Consider the following 16,146-nt stretch of genomic DNA (forward strand, 5'->3'; position numbering starts at 1 on the left):
ATGGCCGCAGAGCAGGACCTGAAGTACACCGCCGAGCACGAGTGGCTCCTCGTCGAGGGCGACACCGCCACGGTGGGAATCACGAGCTACGCGGCAGAGAAGCTGGGCGACGTCGTGTTCGTCGAGCTCCCCGCCGAGGGCAGTGATGTGGCCTCCGGCCGCGTGGTGGGCGAGATCGAGTCGACCAAGTCGGTCGGCGAGCTCTTCGCCCCGGTCGACGGCACCGTGGCCGAGGCCAACCAGGCCGTCGTCGACGCGCCCGAGCTGGTCAACAGCGACCCGTTCGGCGAGGGCTGGCTCATCAAGGTGCGCTTCACCGCCCTCCCCGACGGTCTCCTCTCCTACGACGAGTACAAGGCCCTCACGGGCGAGTAAGGCAACCGCGAGAACATGAGCGACCAGTTCCAGACGCGTCACATCGGCACCGACGGGGACGCGCAGCGATCCATGCTGTCCGCCCTCGGCTACGACTCGGTGGAGGCGCTCGTCTCCGCCGCCGTGCCGGACTCCATCCGCATCGCGGAAGGGCGCGTCTCGGCGCTGCCCGCCCCGATCAGCGAGCGCGCGGCGCTCCGCGAGCTGCGGGCGCTCGCCGCGCGCAACACCGTGAACCGCAGCATGATCGGCCTCGGCTACTACGGCACGATCACCCCCGCGGTGATCAAGCGCAACGTGCTGGAGAACCCGGGCTGGTACACGGCGTATACGCCGTACCAGCCGGAGATCTCGCAGGGCCGCCTGGAGGCGCTCATCAACTTCCAGACCATGGTCTCCGACCTGACCGGCCTGGACACCGCCAACGCGTCGATGCTCGACGAGGGAACGGCCGTCGTCGAGGGGATGCTGCTCGCCCGCCGCGCCTCCAAGGCCGCAGGCTCGACGTTCGTCGTGGACGCCGACACGTTCCCGCAGACCCTGGCGCTGCTGCGCAACCGCGCGGAGGCCGTCGGCATCGAACTGGTCGTTCTCGACCTCGCCGCCACGCCCGCCGACGCCGCCGAGTTGCAGGAGGCCTTCGGCCTGTTCGTGCAGTACCCGGGCGCCTCCGGCCGGGTCTGGGACCCGTCCGCCGTCATCGCGACCGCGAAGGCCGCGGGCGCGGTCGTCGTGGCCGCCGCCGACCTCCTCGCCCTCACGCAGCTCACCTCGCCGGGCGAGCTGGGCGCCGATGTCGCCGTCGGCACCAGCCAGCGCTTCGGCGTCCCGATGGGCTTCGGCGGCCCGCACGCCGGCTACATGGCCGTCCGCAAGGGCCTGGAGCGCCAGCTCCCCGGCCGCCTGGTCGGCGTCTCGCAGGACGCGATCGGCAAGCCCGCCTACCGGCTCACGCTGCAGACCCGCGAGCAGCACATCCGCCGCGAGAAGGCGACCTCCAACATCTGCACCGCCCAGGTGCTGCTCGCCGTCATGGCCGCGATGTACGCGGTCTACCACGGCCCGGCCGGGCTGCGAGCGATCGGCCGTCACGTGCACCTCGCGACGGTCGCCGTCGCCGACGCGCTCCGGGCCTCCGGGGTGGAGGTCCGCTCCCGCTCGTTCTTCGACACCCTCGTGGTCGAGGCGGACGACGCCGCGACGGTCGTCGCTCGCGCCCACGAGCGCGGCCTCCTGCTGCACGCGGTCGACGCCGGCCTGGTCTCGCTGAGCCTGGACGAGGAGACCGCCGCCGACCTGCGCGACGGCGTCTTCCCGCTCGCCGACCTGATCGAGGTGCTCGGCGGAACGACCGACGGCGAGCCTGCGCTCTCCTTCGGCTCGGAGCCGTCGTTCGATGCCGCGCTCACCCGTACGTCGGACTTCCTCACCCACCCGGTGTTCTCCACGCACCACTCGGAGACGGCGATGATGCGCTACCTCCGCCAGCTCCAGGACCGCGACTACGCGCTCGACCGCGGCATGATCCCGCTCGGCTCGTGCACCATGAAGCTCAACGCGGCCACCGAGATGGAGGCCGTCACCTGGCCGGAGTTCGCGGCGCTGCACCCGTTCGCCCCGGCGGCCGACGTGGTGGGCTCGCTCGAGCTGATCGACCAGCTCGAGGGCTGGCTCGCCGACGTCACCGGCTACGACACCGTCTCGCTGCAGCCGAACGCGGGCAGCCAGGGCGAGCTCGCCGGTCTCCTGGCGATCCGCGGCTACCACCGCTCGCGCGGCGACCTCCAGCGCACGGTCTGCCTCATCCCGCAGTCGGCGCACGGCACCAACGCCGCGTCCGCCGTGCTCGCCGGCATGAGCGTCGTCGTCGTCGCGACCGACGAGCTCGGCAACGTCGACCTGGACGACCTGCGGGCGAAGATCGCGGCCAACGCCGACACTCTCGCCGCACTGATGATCACCTACCCGTCGACGCACGGCGTCTACGAGCACGAGGTCGTCGCGATCACCTCCGCGGTGCACGACGCCGGCGGCCAGGTCTACGTCGACGGCGCCAACCTCAACGCGCTGCTCGGTTACGCCCGCTTCGGCGACTTCGGCGGCGACGTCAGCCACCTCAACCTGCACAAGACCTTCTGCATCCCGCACGGCGGCGGCGGCCCCGGCGTGGGCCCGGTGGCGGCGAAGGCGCACCTCGCGCCGTTCCTGCCCGGCCATCCGCTCGCGCAGGACGCGACGCACGTGCTGGTCGGCGCCGAGGGGCCGGACGGTCGCATCGAGCACGGCGGCGGCCCCGTCTCCGCGGCTCCGTACGGCAGCCCGAGCATCCTCCCGATCTCGTGGGCGTACGTCCGCATGATGGGCGCGCAGGGCCTCGCCGACGCCACCGGCGCCGCGGTGCTCGCGGCGAACTATGTCGCCGCGAAGCTGCGCGAGCACTTCCCGGTGCTCTACGCGGGCGACAACGGCCTCGTCGCGCACGAGTGCATCCTCGACGTCCGGCCGCTCACCGAGGCCACCGGCGTGACCGTGGACGATGTGGCCAAGCGCCTCATCGACTTCGGCTTCCACGCGCCGACCATGTCCTTCCCGGTCGCGGGCACGCTGATGGTGGAGCCGACCGAGAGCGAGGACCTGGCGGAGCTCGACCGCTTCGTCACAGCGATGATCGCGATCAAGGCGGAGGCCGACGCGGTAGCGGCGGGGGACTGGCCGGCGGACGACAACCCGCTGCGGAACGCGCCGCACACCGCCGAGTCGGTGGCTACCTCCGTATGGGACCACGCCTACACCCGCGAGCAGGCCGTCTACCCGGTGCCGACGCTGGTGCGGAACAAGTACTGGCCCCCGGTGCGCCGCATCGACCAGGCCTACGGCGACCGCAACCTGTTCTGCGCGTGCCCGCCGCCGGAGGCGTTCGCGTAGCAGACCCGAAACACCGCTCGAACCGCCGAGCCACGGATTGTCCGTGGCTCGGCGGTTGCGTTTGTGCGTGGAAATGCTTGCAATATAAATTCTATACGGTGTGATTGCAGACGGGGCATGTTAGCCTTCCTCCAGCTGCCGGCGTCGGTTTGCCGGTCTCCGAGGGGAAGGTGTCTTGCCATGCAGCTAGCCACTCAGAGAAGAGCCGCGGTGGCCTTTCTCGAGACGCAGGGTGGCGTGGAGCAGATCAGGTTCACCCAGGAGGGTGGACTGTCGGGGTTCGGGGCGCCGTGGGCGGTGAATGCGGTGGTCACCGTCAACGGTGAGGAATACAACGAGATTCTGGGTATTACGAGGTACTCGAGGGCCGGTAAGCCGTTGCCAGACACCGCTCCCGGGACGGCGCACGCACCCGTGACCGTGATCTACAGCGATGCCTCGTCCGAGGTGATCGAATGACTCCGGAAGACTACGCATCGGTTGCCGCCAGCGGCTCGGCTGTCGGCCGCGGGACCGAGCGGGGGACGCAGGCCCGCGAGTCCCGGACGAGGAGAGTGTTGACTCTGTTGCCCGTAGCGGTGGGTATCTGGGCGGCCCTCGCCGCTGGCTTGAGCGGGTGCGCACTAGGAGGAAGTGATTTGGGGAAGTCGACGAACCTTGCGAACCAAAGAAAGGCGGCCATTGCCTTCCTCGAATCACAGGGCGGAGTAGAGAAGATCAGATTCGTGCAGGAGGGCGGTCAACCGGGACTCGGAGCATCTTGGCGGGCCGACGCTGTGGTCACAGTCGAAGGAAACGACTACCGTGCAACGCTCAGCCCCCAGCTCATTTCGTCAGAGCCCTTGCCAGACGTTGACCCGGGGGCGACGCGAGCTTCCGTGACGGTCATCTTCAGCGATGACTCGTCGGAGGTGATCGAGTGACGACCGCGGAAGACTACGCCACCATCGCGAACCAGGTTTACGGTGTCGATCCGCTTCAGCGCGAATTTACGGCGGAGAAGCGTGACAAGTTCGCCGCTCCGGGCAGGAGCAAACAGCAGTTCCAGGTCTACGACACCGCCACCGACCCGGCCACCGGCTTCCAAGGCATGGCCGTCGTCCCCCTCATCGACGGGCTCCCCGACCACTCCCAGGTCTACATCGCCTTCGCGGGCACGAACCCCGACGACCGTGCCGATGTCGTCGCCGACCTGGTCTCGGTGGTGGGGCGCCGCACGGGGGAGGGCACGCAGGTTGCCGAGGCCGAGAAGTTCGCGGAGCGGGTGCAGGCGCGGCTCGCCGCTGACGGGCATTCAGAGGCGCGCATAGAGACGGTCGGTCACTCGCTCGGCGGCTACCTCGCCCTGTACGTCGCCGCCGAGAGCCACTGGCACTCGACCACGTTCAACAGTCCTGACCCATGGGGCGTGCTGTCCCCGCAGGCGAAGGAGTGGGTCCAGGCGGAGCGGACAAGCGGTGGGAGCCCGCTGACGAACTACGTGAACCAGTTCGACCTGGTCGGGAACTTCCTGGGGCACGGCACCGGCGCCGGCGTCTTCGTCGAGGACGAGCTGTGGAAGGGCGTGATCGCGCATCACGATCTGGCGGCCGCGTTCGACTTCGATCCGTTCGGCGCCATGCTCGGCCTGGGAGGGAAGAGCCTGACGGTGACGGAGCTCGCGGACCTGGTGGGCGTCGCGAATCCGGGTCACGGGCAGGCGCTGCGGGCTCTCGACGGGATCGTCTCGACCGTCAACGGCGTCGGCGCGGTCACTGCGGGAGCGACGTTGTCGGGTCTCCTCGTCGCGGTGGACACGGTGGCGGCCCTGGGGCTTGCGTCCAGCGTCGGAAGTGTCGCGACCGAGCTCCAGGCCATCAAGGACGTGAACATCGGTCTCGTTCCCGCGATGACCACCGCACTCACGAACGCGAAGATCGCGGCACTACAGCTCTACCCGTTGGTGACGGAGGCGGACATCGAGGAGTGCGTGCGAGCTCATGGCCTCGAGGTGGAGAAGCACATCGACGAGGAGGCGGTCGCGGCCGTGAACGACCTGCTGGACGACCACATCGACACGGTGCGGAAGATCTCGCGCGGCGTGATGAACACGGTCACGAACGCGTTCGAACAGGGCACAGCCTGGGCGCGAGCGTATGCGCTCGGGTCGGTAGGGGGCACGTGATGTCATGGCTGGCTGACCTCATCGAGGAGGCGGTGCAGGACGTGTCGGGCACGGTGGACTCGACCATCCACGCGATCGACGGCGCCGTCCATCAGGCGGCGAAGACGCTGCTGGATGCGGCCCTGCCGCCGGCGGTTCACGCCCAGTACGGGCTCGTGAAGAGCGCCAACTGGGTGGTCATGCAGGGAGCCGTCACCGCCGTGTACGTCACGCTCAGCAGCGCGAACGTCGCTGCCGGGCTTTCCGGCGCCGTCGAGAAGAAGGTGACGGCCGGGCTCGAACACATCGCGTCCAAGAACGACTACACCCGCGCCGTGGACAGCATCGCCGTATGACGCACCACGAACACCGCACCCGGGGGGAGCTGGAGGAAACGCAGCGCGAGGAGAGCGCCACAGCGTTGCGCCGGATCGAACAGGCCGACGAGTACGTCTCGTACTACCGGTCGCGGATGCGGTCGATGGAGGAGGGCTTCCACGAACTCGCCCGGCAGGGCGCGGCCGACGACCCGCGGTTCAGGGCGGTGTTCGCGCAGCTCTCGAACGACGCGGATGAGAACATCCGCTCGGCTGCCGCGGTGGTCGCCCGCCTGGACGAGGACTACCGAGCGTTGCAGGTCCGCCACGCGCACGAACTCGAGGACTTCCACGAGCACCGGCGAGAGCAGGACCGGTCGGGAGACTGACAGGTCGACGGATCCCGCCTCAGGCGAAGATGTGCGGCCACAGCGCGACGGCGAGCGGATACCCCACGAACGAGACGATGTCGATGACGACATGCGCGACCACGAGCGGCATCACCCGGCCCCAGCGCGTGTAGCACCAGCCGAACACGACGCCCATGATCGCGTTGCCCACGAACGGGCCGAAGCCCTGGTACAGGTGGTAGCTGCCGCGCAGGAGTGCGGCGGCGACGATGATCCACCACTTGCCCCAGACCAGCTGGCGCAGCCGGGTGAACAGGTAGCCGACCACGATCACCTCCTCCTGGAGGCCCGCCCGCAGCGCCGCGAAGACGAGGATGGGCACCGTCCACCAGTGCGTGTCGAGCGGCGACGCCTGCACCTGAACCGTCAGCCCGAGCACCCGGCCGAGGGCGTAGAACAGGATGCCGGGAATGCCGATCACCAGGAACAGCAGGAGGCCGCCGCCGAGGTCGCGGCCCGGCCGGCTCAGGTCGAAGCCGATCCGCCGGAACCCGCTGCGCCGCGGCTGCCAGAGCAGGAAGATCACGAGAGCCACCGCGAACAGCGGGAAGGCGTTGTCGAGGAACTGGTACAGGAAGTCGAAGACCTCCCGGCTGGACTGCGACGGGTTCACCTGCGCCGTCTGGTTCGACAGCGGGGTGCTCTGCGTCGAGCGGTCGACGATCGTGACGATCGAGTAGATCGCGGACTGGCCGAGCGACAGGCCGAGGACGATCGCGACCTCCCACCACAGCCGGGGCCGCTCGCCCCGCCCGACGGGGGTTTCGCCGGTCCAGGTGGGTGCGACGGGCGTCGTTCCGGCCGTCCGGACCGCTTCAGTGCTCATATGTGCATCCTTCCAGGCCCGGCCGGGCTCCGTCGCGAGCACACGCGTCCGAGAATTTCGCCCGCGGACCGACGGAAGTGCACGGTTTCTTGCGTTTCACGCTCCTGGACCCCCGAATTCCTGGCGTGGACGCAATAATCCACCGACTGAGTTACCACTGTGTAACGTTTTCCAGCCCCATTTTGCATTCACCCTCAACGATACCTAGGGTCATTCTTATCCCGCGGGGTACGGGGCTCTCGCATGCCCGTGCTGCCGCACACTTCGCACAGGAGGAACATTGCACATCAAGGGAAGAAAGGTCAGGTACGCGGTCAGCGCCGTCGCCGTCGCCGGCGTTGCAGCGCTGGCACTGTCTGCCTGCACCACGACCGGCAGCACGGGGACCTCGTCCGCGGCCAAGGGCGGCACCGTGACGGTCGCTGTCGTGAACGACTTCACCTCGTTCAACTCGCAGACCCCGCAGGGCAACCTGGACACCAACGGCCAGGTCGGCTACCTGGACGGGTCGTACGGTACTGGTTTCCAGTACATCGACAACAACTACAAGATCGTCCACGACAACAAGTTCGGAAAGTTCGAGAAGCTCTCGGACAACCCGCTGACGGTCAAGTACACCCTGAACAAGAACGACAAGTGGTCCGATGGACAGCCCGTCACCGCTGACGACATGATCCTCGCGTGGGCCATCGCCTCCGGTCACTACGACTCGGCGAAGTTCGACGACCAGGGCAACGTGACGAGCGGTACCCAGTACTTCTCGATCGCGGGCTCGACCGCGGGCATCGACTCGACCGACTTCCCGACCGTGGGCGACAACAACACGTCGATCACGCTCAAGTACGCCACCCCGTACGTGGACTGGGAGCTCGTCAACCCGATCGCACAGCCGGCTCACATCGTGGCCAAGAAGGCGGGCCTGTCCTCGGCCGCCGACCTGACCAAGCTGCTGAAGACGCTGCCGAAGGGCAACCCGGACGCTCCGGTCGCCCCGAACGCGACGCTGGAGAAGGCGGCCAAGTTCGTCAACACCGGTTACGACGTGACCGCGTTCCCGACCGACCCCGACCTGCTGGTCTCCTCCGGCCCGTTCGTCGTGTCGTCGTGGACCCCGGGCCAGTCGCTCACGATGTCGCAGAACAAGTACTACGACGGCGGCCTCAAGCCGTCCGTGGACAAGATCGTGTTCCGCATCATCCCGGACGCGAACGCCCAGGTCACCGCTCTCCAGAACGGTGAGGTCGACATCATCAACCCGCAGGCCTCGGCCGACACGCTGACTGCCCTCAAGCAGACCAACGCGAAGGTCCTGACCGGCGACCAGGCGTCGTACGACCACCTCGACCTGAACTTCGGTTCGCAGGTCTTCGCCGACCCGAAGGTCCGTGAGGCGTTCCTGAAGACGATCCCGCGTCAGCAGATCCTCGACTCGATCGTCACCCCGGTGAACCCGAAGGCCAAGGTCCTGAACTCGCAGATCTGGCTGCCGAACCAGCAGCCGATGTACGGCGACTCGGTGAAGAACAACGGTTCGTCCGCGTACGACAAGGTGGACATCGCGGGCGCCAAGGCGCTGCTCGCCGGTGCGACCCCGACCGTCCGCATCCTGTACAACACGAACAACCCGAACCGTGTAGACGAGTTCCAGGCGATCTCGACCTCGGCCGCCAAGGCCGGCTTCAAGGTCGTCGACGCGGGCTCGCCGGACTGGAGCAAGCTCCTCCCGGGCGGTAACTACGACGCGTCGCTCTTCGGCTGGATCAGCCCGGGCGCCGGCACCTCGCAGATCCCGCAGCTGTTCACCACCACCGGTGGCGGCAACTACAACCGCTTCTCGGCGGCGAACGACGACGCTCTGGCCACCCAGACGACGCTCGACACCAGCAAGCTCACCTCGCTGGAGATGAAGATCGACAAGACCGCCTTCTCGCAGGGCTACGGTCTGCCGCTCTTCCAGCTCCCCGGTGTCTTCGGTGCGAACGCCCGCGTCGACGGTGTGAAGTACATGGGCAATCAGAACGGCCCGTTCTGGAACTTCTGGGAGTGGACTGTCAAGTCCTCGACCGCGAAGTAACGCTCGACAGTGAGAGTGCCCGGGTGACCCCCGGGCACTCCGCTGCGACGGGGCGTCGGCTTCGAGTCGGCGCCCCGTTATCATGTAAGTCGACGGCCGTGATCCGGTCGTTCCCCCGATCGCGCCAGGCGAGCTCCTCGCCGCCAACCCGCAATGGCGCGCCCTGTCAGTGAAGGTTTTGAACCTATGGCGAGTTTCATCCTGAGACGCCTCCTTGTCTCAGTGCTCATCATCATCGCCGCTTCGTTCCTGATGTACATGCTGGTCGCGTACAGCGCCGACCCGCTCCAGGATCTGCGAAGCAGCAATTCCCCCAACAAGACGCAGCTCATCAACGCGCGTATCCAGTTGCTCCAGCTCGACGTGGTCCCGCCCCTCCGGTGGCTGCTCTGGCTGGGAGGCGCCGCCAAGTGCCTCATCCCGTTCGCGAACTCGTGCGACCTGGGCTCGACCATCTCGAACGCGAGGGTGGTGGACATCCTCCCGCAGGCGCTCACCTCGACCGTTCAGCTGGTCACCGTCGCGCTCATCCTCGCGATCCTCCTCGGTGTCACCATCGGCATCGTCACCGCCCTGCGGCAGTACAGCGGACTCGACAACGTCGTCACGTTCCTCAGCTTCTTCCTGTACTCGCTCCCGGCGTTCCTCGTGGCCGTCCTCCTCAAGGAGTTCGTGGCCATCGGCTTCAACAACTTCCTGGCGAACCCGACGATCCCCTGGTGGGTCGCGGTGCTGATCGGGTTGGTGGCCGGACTCATCTGGCAGTCGCTGATAGGCGGCGACCTGCGCAGGCGTGCGATCACGTTCGGCGTCTCCGCCGTCGCGACCGCGGGTGTGCTGCTGCTGATGAGCGTCACCAACTGGTTCCTGCACCCGGGCCTCGGCCCGGTCGTGATGATCATCCTGATCGCCGCGACGGTCATCGGCGCGACCGCGCTGACCGCCGGCCTGCAGAGCCGCCGCGCGCTGATCTCCGCGAGCATCGCGGGAGCCGTCGCGCTGGTCTGCTACTTCGGGCTGCAGTGGCTGTTCAACATCTCGACGCCGGCCACGATCGCCATCCTGGCGATCGTCGCGATCCTCGTCAGCCTCCTCATCGGCTGGCTCGTCGGCGGCTACGACCGCGGCCAGAACATGCGGGTCGCCGTGATCGTCACGATCGTCTCCGGCTTCCTGATCGTCGTCGACCGCTTCATGCAGGCCTGGCCGACCTACTTCCAGGACACCAACGGACGCCCGATCGCGACGGTCGGCTCGTCGACCCCCGGTCTGACCGGCGACATGTGGGTGACGGGTCTCGACACCTTCACGCACCTGGCCCTGCCGACGGTCGCGCTGCTGCTGATCTCGTTCGCGTCGTACACGCGCTACTCGCGTGCCGGCATGCTGGAGGTGCTCGGCCAGGACTTCATCCGCACCGCGCGCGCCAAGGGCCTGCCGGAGCGCACCGTCGTCGTCCGACACGCGTTCCGCAACATGCTCATCCCGATCACGACTCTCGTCGCCTTCGATGTGGGCGCGCTGCTCGGTGGCGCGATCATCACCGAGAAGGTCTTCGCGATCCCGGGCATGGGCTCCCTGTTCAACCTCGGACTGTCGCGTGGTGACCTGAACCCGGTGATGGCGTACTTCCTCGTCATCGCGATCATGGCGATCCTGTTCAACTTCCTCGCGGATCTGTCCTATGCCGCACTCGACCCGAGAGTGAGGGTCCGCTGATGTCGACCACTGAACCCATGATCGCCGACGAGCTGCAGGAGCCGAGCTCCCCGCCCGTCAGCCAGGGGAAGCTGATCTGGAAGCGCTTCCTGTCCAACAAGGTCGCCGTCGCCAGTGCGATCCTGTTCATCCTGATCGTGCTGTTCTCCATCTCCGCGATCGGCATCGGCCCGATCCACGGCTGGTGGAAGTACAACTACGTCGAGCTGAACGACCAGGTGAACCAGGGCGCCCCGAGCGCCGAGCACCCGTTCGGCCAGGACCGCATCGGCAAGGACTACTTCGCGCTGACCATGCGCGGCATCCAGAACTCGGTGCTGGTCATGATCGTGCTAGGCCTCATCGCGAGTGTGGTGGGCGTCGTCGTCGGCGCGATCGCGGGCTACTTCCGCGGCGTGGTCGACGCGATCCTGATGCGCATCACCGACGTCTTCATCGTGATCCCGGCGCTGGTCATCGGCTCGGTCGTCGGCCACATCTTCGGCGGCCTCGGTGCGTTCTTCCTCGCCCTGATGCTGGGCTTCTTCTCGTGGATGGGCATCGCGCGTCTGGTGCGCGGCGAATTCCTGTCGCTGCGCGAGCGGGAGTTCGTCGAGGCCGCTCGCGTCGCGGGCGCCTCCGACACCCGGATCATCTTCAAGCACGTCCTGCCGAACGCCATCGGCGTCGTCATCGTCGCCTCGACGCTGATCATGGCCTCGGCCATCCTGCTCGAGACGGCCTTGTCGTTCCTCGGCTACGGGATCCGGCCGCCGGACGTCTCGCTCGGCCTCCTGATCAGCTCGAACGAGTCCGCGTTCCAGACCCGTCCGTGGCTGTTCTGGTGGCCCGGCTCGTTCATCGTGACGCTCGCCCTGCTGGTCAACTTCGTCGGCGACGGCCTGCGCGACGCGTTCGACCCGCGGCACCGCCGGTTCAACCTCCGCAAGATGCGCGAGGAAGAGCCGGAGCCCGGCGAGGACGGGTTCGGCGGACCCCGCACGGGCGCGGCCCTCGCGGAGGACGTGCTGTGACATCCGCCCGCGCTGCGCTGCTGGTGGCCTCCTCAGGCCACCAGCAGGGCGGCGACCGTGCCGACCGCGAGAACGGTCAGCACGGCCAGCGACGCGATGTGCCAGCGGACCGTCACGGGCGTCTCGTCCGCGAGGCCGCTGTCGATCGTGCCGTTCTGCTGCAGCTGGGTCCAGCGGCGCCGCACCACCTCGGCCGCGGCGCCGGACTCGGTGTTCAGCAGGTCGCCTGGACGGCGCACGCTGTCCGCGACGGTCGGCCTGCCGACGAGGCCCTTGGTCTCCTGGCGGGTGGCGCGCAGCGTGCGCGCCGTGCCGGGAGCGGGCGCGGACCACACCGGGAACTTGCGTCCCGGCGTGTAGAGGGTCAGCGCGTACTTGGTGTCGACGTGGATGAGCGCCTGCCACGGGATGTCGATGGTGCGCGTGACGTTGACCACCTCGACGCCCTCGTCGCCGACCGCCAGGCGCGGACGCCACAGCAGCGCCCAGCCGATGAACGCGAACAGCGCGCACGGCACGACGTAGAGCAGGCGCACATCGTGCACGCTCACCAGAAGGCCGACGATGAGGGCGGCAGCGGCCGCCCAGATCAGAACGGCAAGGACCCGGTTGAACCGGGACACGAAAACCTCGCGCTCGGCGGGGGAGACGTAGGGCATGGGTCCATGCTCTCATCCCGCACCGTCTCCACCGCGCCCGAGCGCGCCCCCGAAAGGAACCACGAATCATGACCGAGAACACCACCGGTGGGGCCGGGGTCGTCGTCGGCGCCCCCGTGCTCGAGGTCACCGACCTGTCCGTCGACTTCGGCGTGGACAACGTCTGGGTGCCCGCGGCCAAGAAGCTGAACTACAAGATCAAAGCGGGCGAGGTGCTCGCGATCGTCGGCGAGTCCGGCTCCGGCAAGAGTGCGAGCTCGATGGCGATCCTCGACCTCCTGCCCGAGAACTCCCGCGTCCGAGGCTCGATCAAGCTGGAGGGGCGTGAGCTCACCGGCCTGACCCCTCCGCAGATGCGCCGCGTGCGCGGACGCCAGGTGGCGGTGATCTTCCAGGAGCCGATGACGGCGTTGAACCCGGTCTACACGGTCGGCTTCCAGATCGTCGAGACGCTGCGCATCCACTTCGGGATGTCGCCGCACGAGGCCAAGGAGCGCGCCCTCGAGCTGCTCGACATGGTCGAGCTGCCGGACCCCGTGAAGGCGTTCAACTCGTACCCGCACCAGCTCTCCGGCGGCCAGCGCCAGCGCGCGATGATCGCCCAGTCGATCTCCTGCGACCCGAAGCTGCTCATCGCCGACGAGCCGACCACCGCGCTCGACGTGACCGTGCAGGCCGAGATCCTGGAGCTCATCCGCAGCCTCCGCGACCGCCTGGACAGCGCAATCCTGCTGATCACGCACGACATGGGCGTCGTCGCCGACCTGGCCGACAACATCGTCGTCATGCGCAAGGGCGACATCGTCGAGACCGGCACGGTCCAGGAGGTCTTCGCCGCTCCGCAGCACCCGTACACGATCGCCCTGCTCGACGCGGTGCCGCACCTCGGCCAGCGCGAGGACGAGGAGATCGACACCACCGCCGCCCTCGCCGCCGGCACCGAGAACCCGGACGCCGAGTACGCCGAGCGCATCCGCGTCAACGAGCGCATCGCCGCCGCGGCCGCCCAGGAGGCGGAGATGGACAAGCGCAAGGTGGTCGTCGACTTCGAGAAGGTCGCGATCGAGTACCCGAAGCACGGCCGCGTCCCCGCGTTCCGTGCGGCGACGGACATCGACCTGAAGATCCACGAGGGCGAGGTCGTCGGCCTGGTGGGCGAGTCAGGCTCCGGCAAGACCACGCTCGGCCGCGCCGCGATCGGCCTGCTGCCGATCCACTCGGGCAAGCTCGTGGTGGCCGACCAGGACATCAGCACGGCGAACCGCGACGAGATCCGCAAGCTGCACCGCAACGTGGGCATCGTCTTCCAGGACCCGTCGTCGTCGCTGAACCCGCGCCTCCAGATCGCCGACTCGATCGGCGAGCCGCTGCGCCTGGCGAAGGGCCTGAAGGGCGCCGGCCTGGCGAAGGAGGTCGACCGCCTCCTCGACAGCGTCGAGCTGCCGCGCGCCTACCGCAGCCGCTTCCCGCACGAGCTGTCGGGCGGCCAGAAGCAGCGCGTCGGCATCGCCCGTGCGCTGTCGCTGAAGCCGCAGGTCCTGATCGCCGACGAGCCGACGAGCGCGCTCGACGTGTCGGTCCAGGCACGCGTGCTGGAGCTGATGCAGCAGCTCCAGAAGGAGATGAACTTCGCGTGCCTGTTCATCACCCACGACCTGGCCGTCATCGACGTCCTCGCCGACCGCATCGCGGTGATGCACCACGGCGCCCTGGTTGAGGTGGGATCGCGCGACGAGATCCTCCGCTACCCGAAGGAGGCCTACACGCAGCGCCTCCTGGCTGCCGTGCCGCTGCCCGACCCGGAGCAGCAGCGCGCCCGCCGCGCCCTGCGCCTGGAACTGCTGGCCGCGGGCTCGGACGAGGTCGTCCCGGTCAACGAGGGGCTCCCGCAGGAGCCGGAGCCGCCGGTGGCGCAGGGGCTGTAAACCTGGGGCTATACGCCTGGTGAGATGAGGGACCGCTTCCTGTGGGGAGGCGGTCCCTTTCTCTATCAGTGGCTGTAGATGAGCGCCCACTGCGCGTCGTGCGCCACAGCGTGCTTCACGCTGCGGAGGATCCCGTCGGAGAGTTCGGTGACGATCCGGAGGTGGTCGTCTGCGAGCGCGTCGACTCTCGCGACGGCGGAGGCGTCGATGTTGTCGCGGACTGCGAGACGGTGTCTCGCGATGCAGTCCTCGATGTCCGCCTCGGTGATCCACGGGTAGAGGCTCGCCGCCGCCGTCTTGGCGCGGTGGAGGCCTGCGGTCATGCGGGGGATCAGCGCGTTGTTCGCGGCCTTGATCGCCTGCAACTCCACCGCTATTCCGCCGATGCTCGCCGCGAGAGCGACAGCCCCTACCGTCTCGACGGTCACCGTTGCTCCCGATACGGACAAGCCGGCCAGGCGTCCGACGGCGGGATTGCGCAGTGCGTTGGCGACACCGGCCAGGACGATGCCGAGCGCGGGCGCGATGTCCGGTTCGACCATCGTCCTTGCAGCGTTCTGAAGGATCTCTTCGAGGGTCCGGCCCGTGGCTGTGACGTCGAGAATGGAACCGTCCTCGGCGAACCGGAACACCCCCTCCAGATCGTGATAGTCGAGCACGCTGGCCTTGCCTGGGACATCGTCGATGTAGATGGCTGAGCCCGTACGATCGCCGGCGATGTTCCCGATCACGTCGAGGACGTCCACGAAGTTCCGCAGGGTCATCGCGCCGGCGGCCTTCCGGTCCGCCAGCGTGCGCAGGGCTCGCGGACTCAGCACAGCGCCGGGGTCAGGGGCGTTGAATGTGGTCGCGGACCAGTCGTTCTCCGCTGCGACATAGAGCGCAAGGAACCCGCCCAGGGAGTGGCCTGTGGTCGAGAAGGACGCCTTGGGGTAGCGCACCTTCATCGCGTCGGCGTAGATCAACGCTTCGAACGCCTGGGTGCCCGGCCCGGTTCTTCCGCCCACCACGCTTTGCGCATCCGCGAGCAGATCCGCTCGGTGCTCGGGGTTGGTCCCGGCGTAGGAGATGACGATGTGTGAGAGATCGGGTCGGCCGTCGACGATGGGGGCGACCGCCATCGCCTGGAAGCCTGTGATGGCGTTGGAGGCGGCGTGGAGGACGGTGAATTGCCGTTTGTCCTCATCCTCACGGGTGTGGAAACGGTCACCTCGGACCAGGGGTGGGTCCTTCTTCAGCGCGTCGAGGTCGTAGGCCTCACGCGCAATCCATGCGTATTCTTCGTCGGTGGTCATCCGACTACCTCAGAGGAACCATCGCTATAAATCACTGTCACCGGAGTAGGAGACGCAGTGGTCGGAGTTTCGGGCAGCGGCTCTCCCGCGGGCGCCCCCGTGCCCGTCACGCCGAGGATTTCGCGGTACTCGCGTCCCTCGATCGTGATGACCGCGTTGACCGACCAGGAGACGCCGAGTCCGGGTCGGTTACCCTCCTGCGTGAACCGAATCTCCTCGACGCCCGGCCGTGGGCGGTTGAGGAAGAGCTCGGCGGCTCTCTTCTGGTTGGCCAGATTCTCCTGGGTGTTCGTCTTCCGTTCCACCGGTTCGCCTCCCAGTACACAGCCGCTCAACCCGAGGACGAGCGCGACGACGATCCCGGTCATCCGGATGATCCCGCCCAGGTGTGCCGTCCACATGGCTCCACAGTAACGCCCTAGATGTAGAATTCCAATCTAACAAGAAGAACTTGCAACGCCAACC

General features: G+C 67.8%; 15 protein-coding genes. 11 read left to right on the forward strand and 4 right to left on the reverse strand.

Features of this window, described 5'->3' with window-relative positions; genetic code table 11:
• From gcvH to F1C12_RS00695, 7 genes are all read left to right on the forward strand, one after another.
• Window positions 1–375 carry a glycine cleavage system protein GcvH gene (gene gcvH / locus F1C12_RS00665; protein ID WP_185276970.1) on the forward strand — a complete coding sequence of 125 codons (375 nt, stop codon included), beginning with the start codon at window positions 1–3 and terminating at the stop codon, window positions 373–375.
• 15 nt (window positions 376–390) lie between these two features.
• The gene (gene gcvP / locus F1C12_RS00670) at window positions 391–3,300 is read left to right on the forward strand and encodes an aminomethyl-transferring glycine dehydrogenase (RefSeq protein ID WP_185276971.1); all 2,910 of its coding nucleotides are present in this window, start codon (window positions 391–393) and stop codon (window positions 3,298–3,300) included.
• A 180-nt stretch (window positions 3,301–3,480) separates the two neighbouring features.
• Window positions 3,481–3,759: a hypothetical protein gene (locus F1C12_RS00675; protein ID WP_185276972.1), complete on the forward strand. Its 279-nt coding sequence runs from the start codon at window positions 3,481–3,483 to the stop codon at window positions 3,757–3,759.
• Window positions 3,756–4,223, forward strand: coding sequence for a hypothetical protein (locus F1C12_RS00680; RefSeq protein ID WP_185276973.1), 468 nt, complete (start codon window positions 3,756–3,758; stop codon window positions 4,221–4,223). The genes F1C12_RS00675 and F1C12_RS00680 overlap by 4 nt, the downstream gene beginning before the upstream one ends.
• A complete protein-coding gene (locus F1C12_RS00685; protein WP_185276974.1) occupies window positions 4,220–5,464 on the forward strand; it encodes a DUF6792 domain-containing protein in 1,245 nt (414 codons plus the stop codon). Before F1C12_RS00680 ends, F1C12_RS00685 begins: the two co-directional genes overlap by 4 nt.
• Entirely contained in the window at window positions 5,464–5,799 is a 336-nt protein-coding gene (locus F1C12_RS00690) for a hypothetical protein (RefSeq protein WP_185276975.1), read from the forward strand. The genes F1C12_RS00685 and F1C12_RS00690 overlap by 1 nt, the downstream gene beginning before the upstream one ends.
• Window positions 5,796–6,149 carry a hypothetical protein gene (locus F1C12_RS00695; protein WP_185276976.1) on the forward strand — a complete coding sequence of 118 codons (354 nt, stop codon included), beginning with the start codon at window positions 5,796–5,798 and terminating at the stop codon, window positions 6,147–6,149. The genes F1C12_RS00690 and F1C12_RS00695 overlap by 4 nt, the downstream gene beginning before the upstream one ends.
• 19 nt (window positions 6,150–6,168) lie before the next feature.
• Here F1C12_RS00695 and F1C12_RS00700 read toward each other — a convergent pair whose 3' ends face one another.
• Complete coding sequence (locus tag F1C12_RS00700; protein WP_185276977.1) at window positions 6,169–6,996, reverse strand: CPBP family intramembrane glutamic endopeptidase; 828 nt, start codon at window positions 6,994–6,996, stop codon at window positions 6,169–6,171.
• Between the two features lie 280 nt (window positions 6,997–7,276).
• On the opposite strand from F1C12_RS00700, the gene F1C12_RS00705 reads away from it, so the two are divergent.
• From F1C12_RS00705 to F1C12_RS00715, 3 genes are all read left to right on the forward strand, one after another.
• Window positions 7,277–9,070 carry an ABC transporter family substrate-binding protein gene (locus tag F1C12_RS00705; RefSeq protein WP_185276978.1) on the forward strand — a complete coding sequence of 598 codons (1,794 nt, stop codon included), beginning with the start codon at window positions 7,277–7,279 and terminating at the stop codon, window positions 9,068–9,070.
• Window positions 9,071–9,256: 186 nt separating this feature from the next.
• Window positions 9,257–10,789, forward strand: a complete 1,533-nt coding sequence (locus F1C12_RS00710) for an ABC transporter permease subunit (RefSeq protein WP_185276979.1) — start codon at window positions 9,257–9,259, stop codon at window positions 10,787–10,789.
• Window positions 10,789–11,802: an ABC transporter permease gene (locus tag F1C12_RS00715; protein ID WP_185276980.1), complete on the forward strand. Its 1,014-nt coding sequence runs from the start codon at window positions 10,789–10,791 to the stop codon at window positions 11,800–11,802. Before F1C12_RS00710 ends, F1C12_RS00715 begins: the two co-directional genes overlap by 1 nt.
• Window positions 11,803–11,834: 32 nt before the next feature.
• Here the strand turns inward: F1C12_RS00715 and F1C12_RS00720 are convergent, their stop codons facing one another.
• A complete protein-coding gene (locus F1C12_RS00720; protein WP_185276981.1) occupies window positions 11,835–12,461 on the reverse strand; it encodes a PH domain-containing protein in 627 nt (208 codons plus the stop codon).
• Window positions 12,462–12,529: 68 nt separating this feature from the next.
• Here F1C12_RS00720 and F1C12_RS00725 point away from each other — a divergent pair, with 68 nt between their 5' ends.
• Window positions 12,530–14,386 (forward strand): ABC transporter ATP-binding protein, encoded by a 1,857-nt coding sequence (locus F1C12_RS00725; RefSeq protein ID WP_185276982.1) that lies wholly within the window; start codon window positions 12,530–12,532, stop codon window positions 14,384–14,386.
• Window positions 14,387–14,451: 65 nt separating this feature from the next.
• Here F1C12_RS00725 and F1C12_RS00730 read toward each other — a convergent pair whose 3' ends face one another.
• A complete protein-coding gene (locus tag F1C12_RS00730; RefSeq protein ID WP_185276983.1) occupies window positions 14,452–15,681 on the reverse strand; it encodes a hypothetical protein in 1,230 nt (409 codons plus the stop codon).
• Complete coding sequence (locus F1C12_RS00735; protein WP_258046063.1) at window positions 15,678–16,049, reverse strand: hypothetical protein; 372 nt, start codon at window positions 16,047–16,049, stop codon at window positions 15,678–15,680. The genes F1C12_RS00730 and F1C12_RS00735 overlap by 4 nt, the downstream gene beginning before the upstream one ends.
• Window positions 16,050–16,146: the final 97 nt, after the last annotated feature.

The organism is Leifsonia shinshuensis (assembly GCF_014217625.1).
Taxonomy (GTDB): Bacteria; Actinomycetota; Actinomycetes; order Actinomycetales; family Microbacteriaceae; genus Leifsonia; species Leifsonia shinshuensis_A.

Bases quoted from the DNA above. Each gene is read 5' to 3' on its own strand.
- F1C12_RS00720 (WP_185276981.1), bottom strand. From the start codon at position 12,461: ATGCCCTACGTCTCCCCCGCCGAGCGCGAGGTTTTCGTGTCCCGGTTC.
- F1C12_RS00730 (WP_185276983.1), bottom strand. From the start codon at position 15,681: ATGACCACCGACGAAGAATACGCATGGATTGCGCGTGAGGCCTACGAC.
- F1C12_RS00700 (WP_185276977.1), bottom strand. From the start codon at position 6,996: ATGAGCACTGAAGCGGTCCGGACGGCCGGAACGACGCCCGTCGCACCC.
- F1C12_RS00675 (WP_185276972.1), top strand. From the start codon at position 3,481: ATGCAGCTAGCCACTCAGAGAAGAGCCGCGGTGGCCTTTCTCGAGACG.
- F1C12_RS00695 (WP_185276976.1), top strand. From the start codon at position 5,796: ATGACGCACCACGAACACCGCACCCGGGGGGAGCTGGAGGAAACGCAG.
- F1C12_RS00715 (WP_185276980.1), top strand. From the start codon at position 10,789: ATGTCGACCACTGAACCCATGATCGCCGACGAGCTGCAGGAGCCGAGC.
- F1C12_RS00725 (WP_185276982.1), top strand. From the start codon at position 12,530: ATGACCGAGAACACCACCGGTGGGGCCGGGGTCGTCGTCGGCGCCCCC.
- F1C12_RS00680 (WP_185276973.1), top strand. From the start codon at position 3,756: ATGACTCCGGAAGACTACGCATCGGTTGCCGCCAGCGGCTCGGCTGTC.
- F1C12_RS00735 (WP_258046063.1), bottom strand. From the start codon at position 16,049: ATGACCGGGATCGTCGTCGCGCTCGTCCTCGGGTTGAGCGGCTGTGTA.
- gcvP (WP_185276971.1), top strand. From the start codon at position 391: ATGAGCGACCAGTTCCAGACGCGTCACATCGGCACCGACGGGGACGCG.
- F1C12_RS00690 (WP_185276975.1), top strand. From the start codon at position 5,464: ATGTCATGGCTGGCTGACCTCATCGAGGAGGCGGTGCAGGACGTGTCG.
- gcvH (WP_185276970.1), top strand. From the start codon at position 1: ATGGCCGCAGAGCAGGACCTGAAGTACACCGCCGAGCACGAGTGGCTC.
- F1C12_RS00710 (WP_185276979.1), top strand. From the start codon at position 9,257: ATGGCGAGTTTCATCCTGAGACGCCTCCTTGTCTCAGTGCTCATCATC.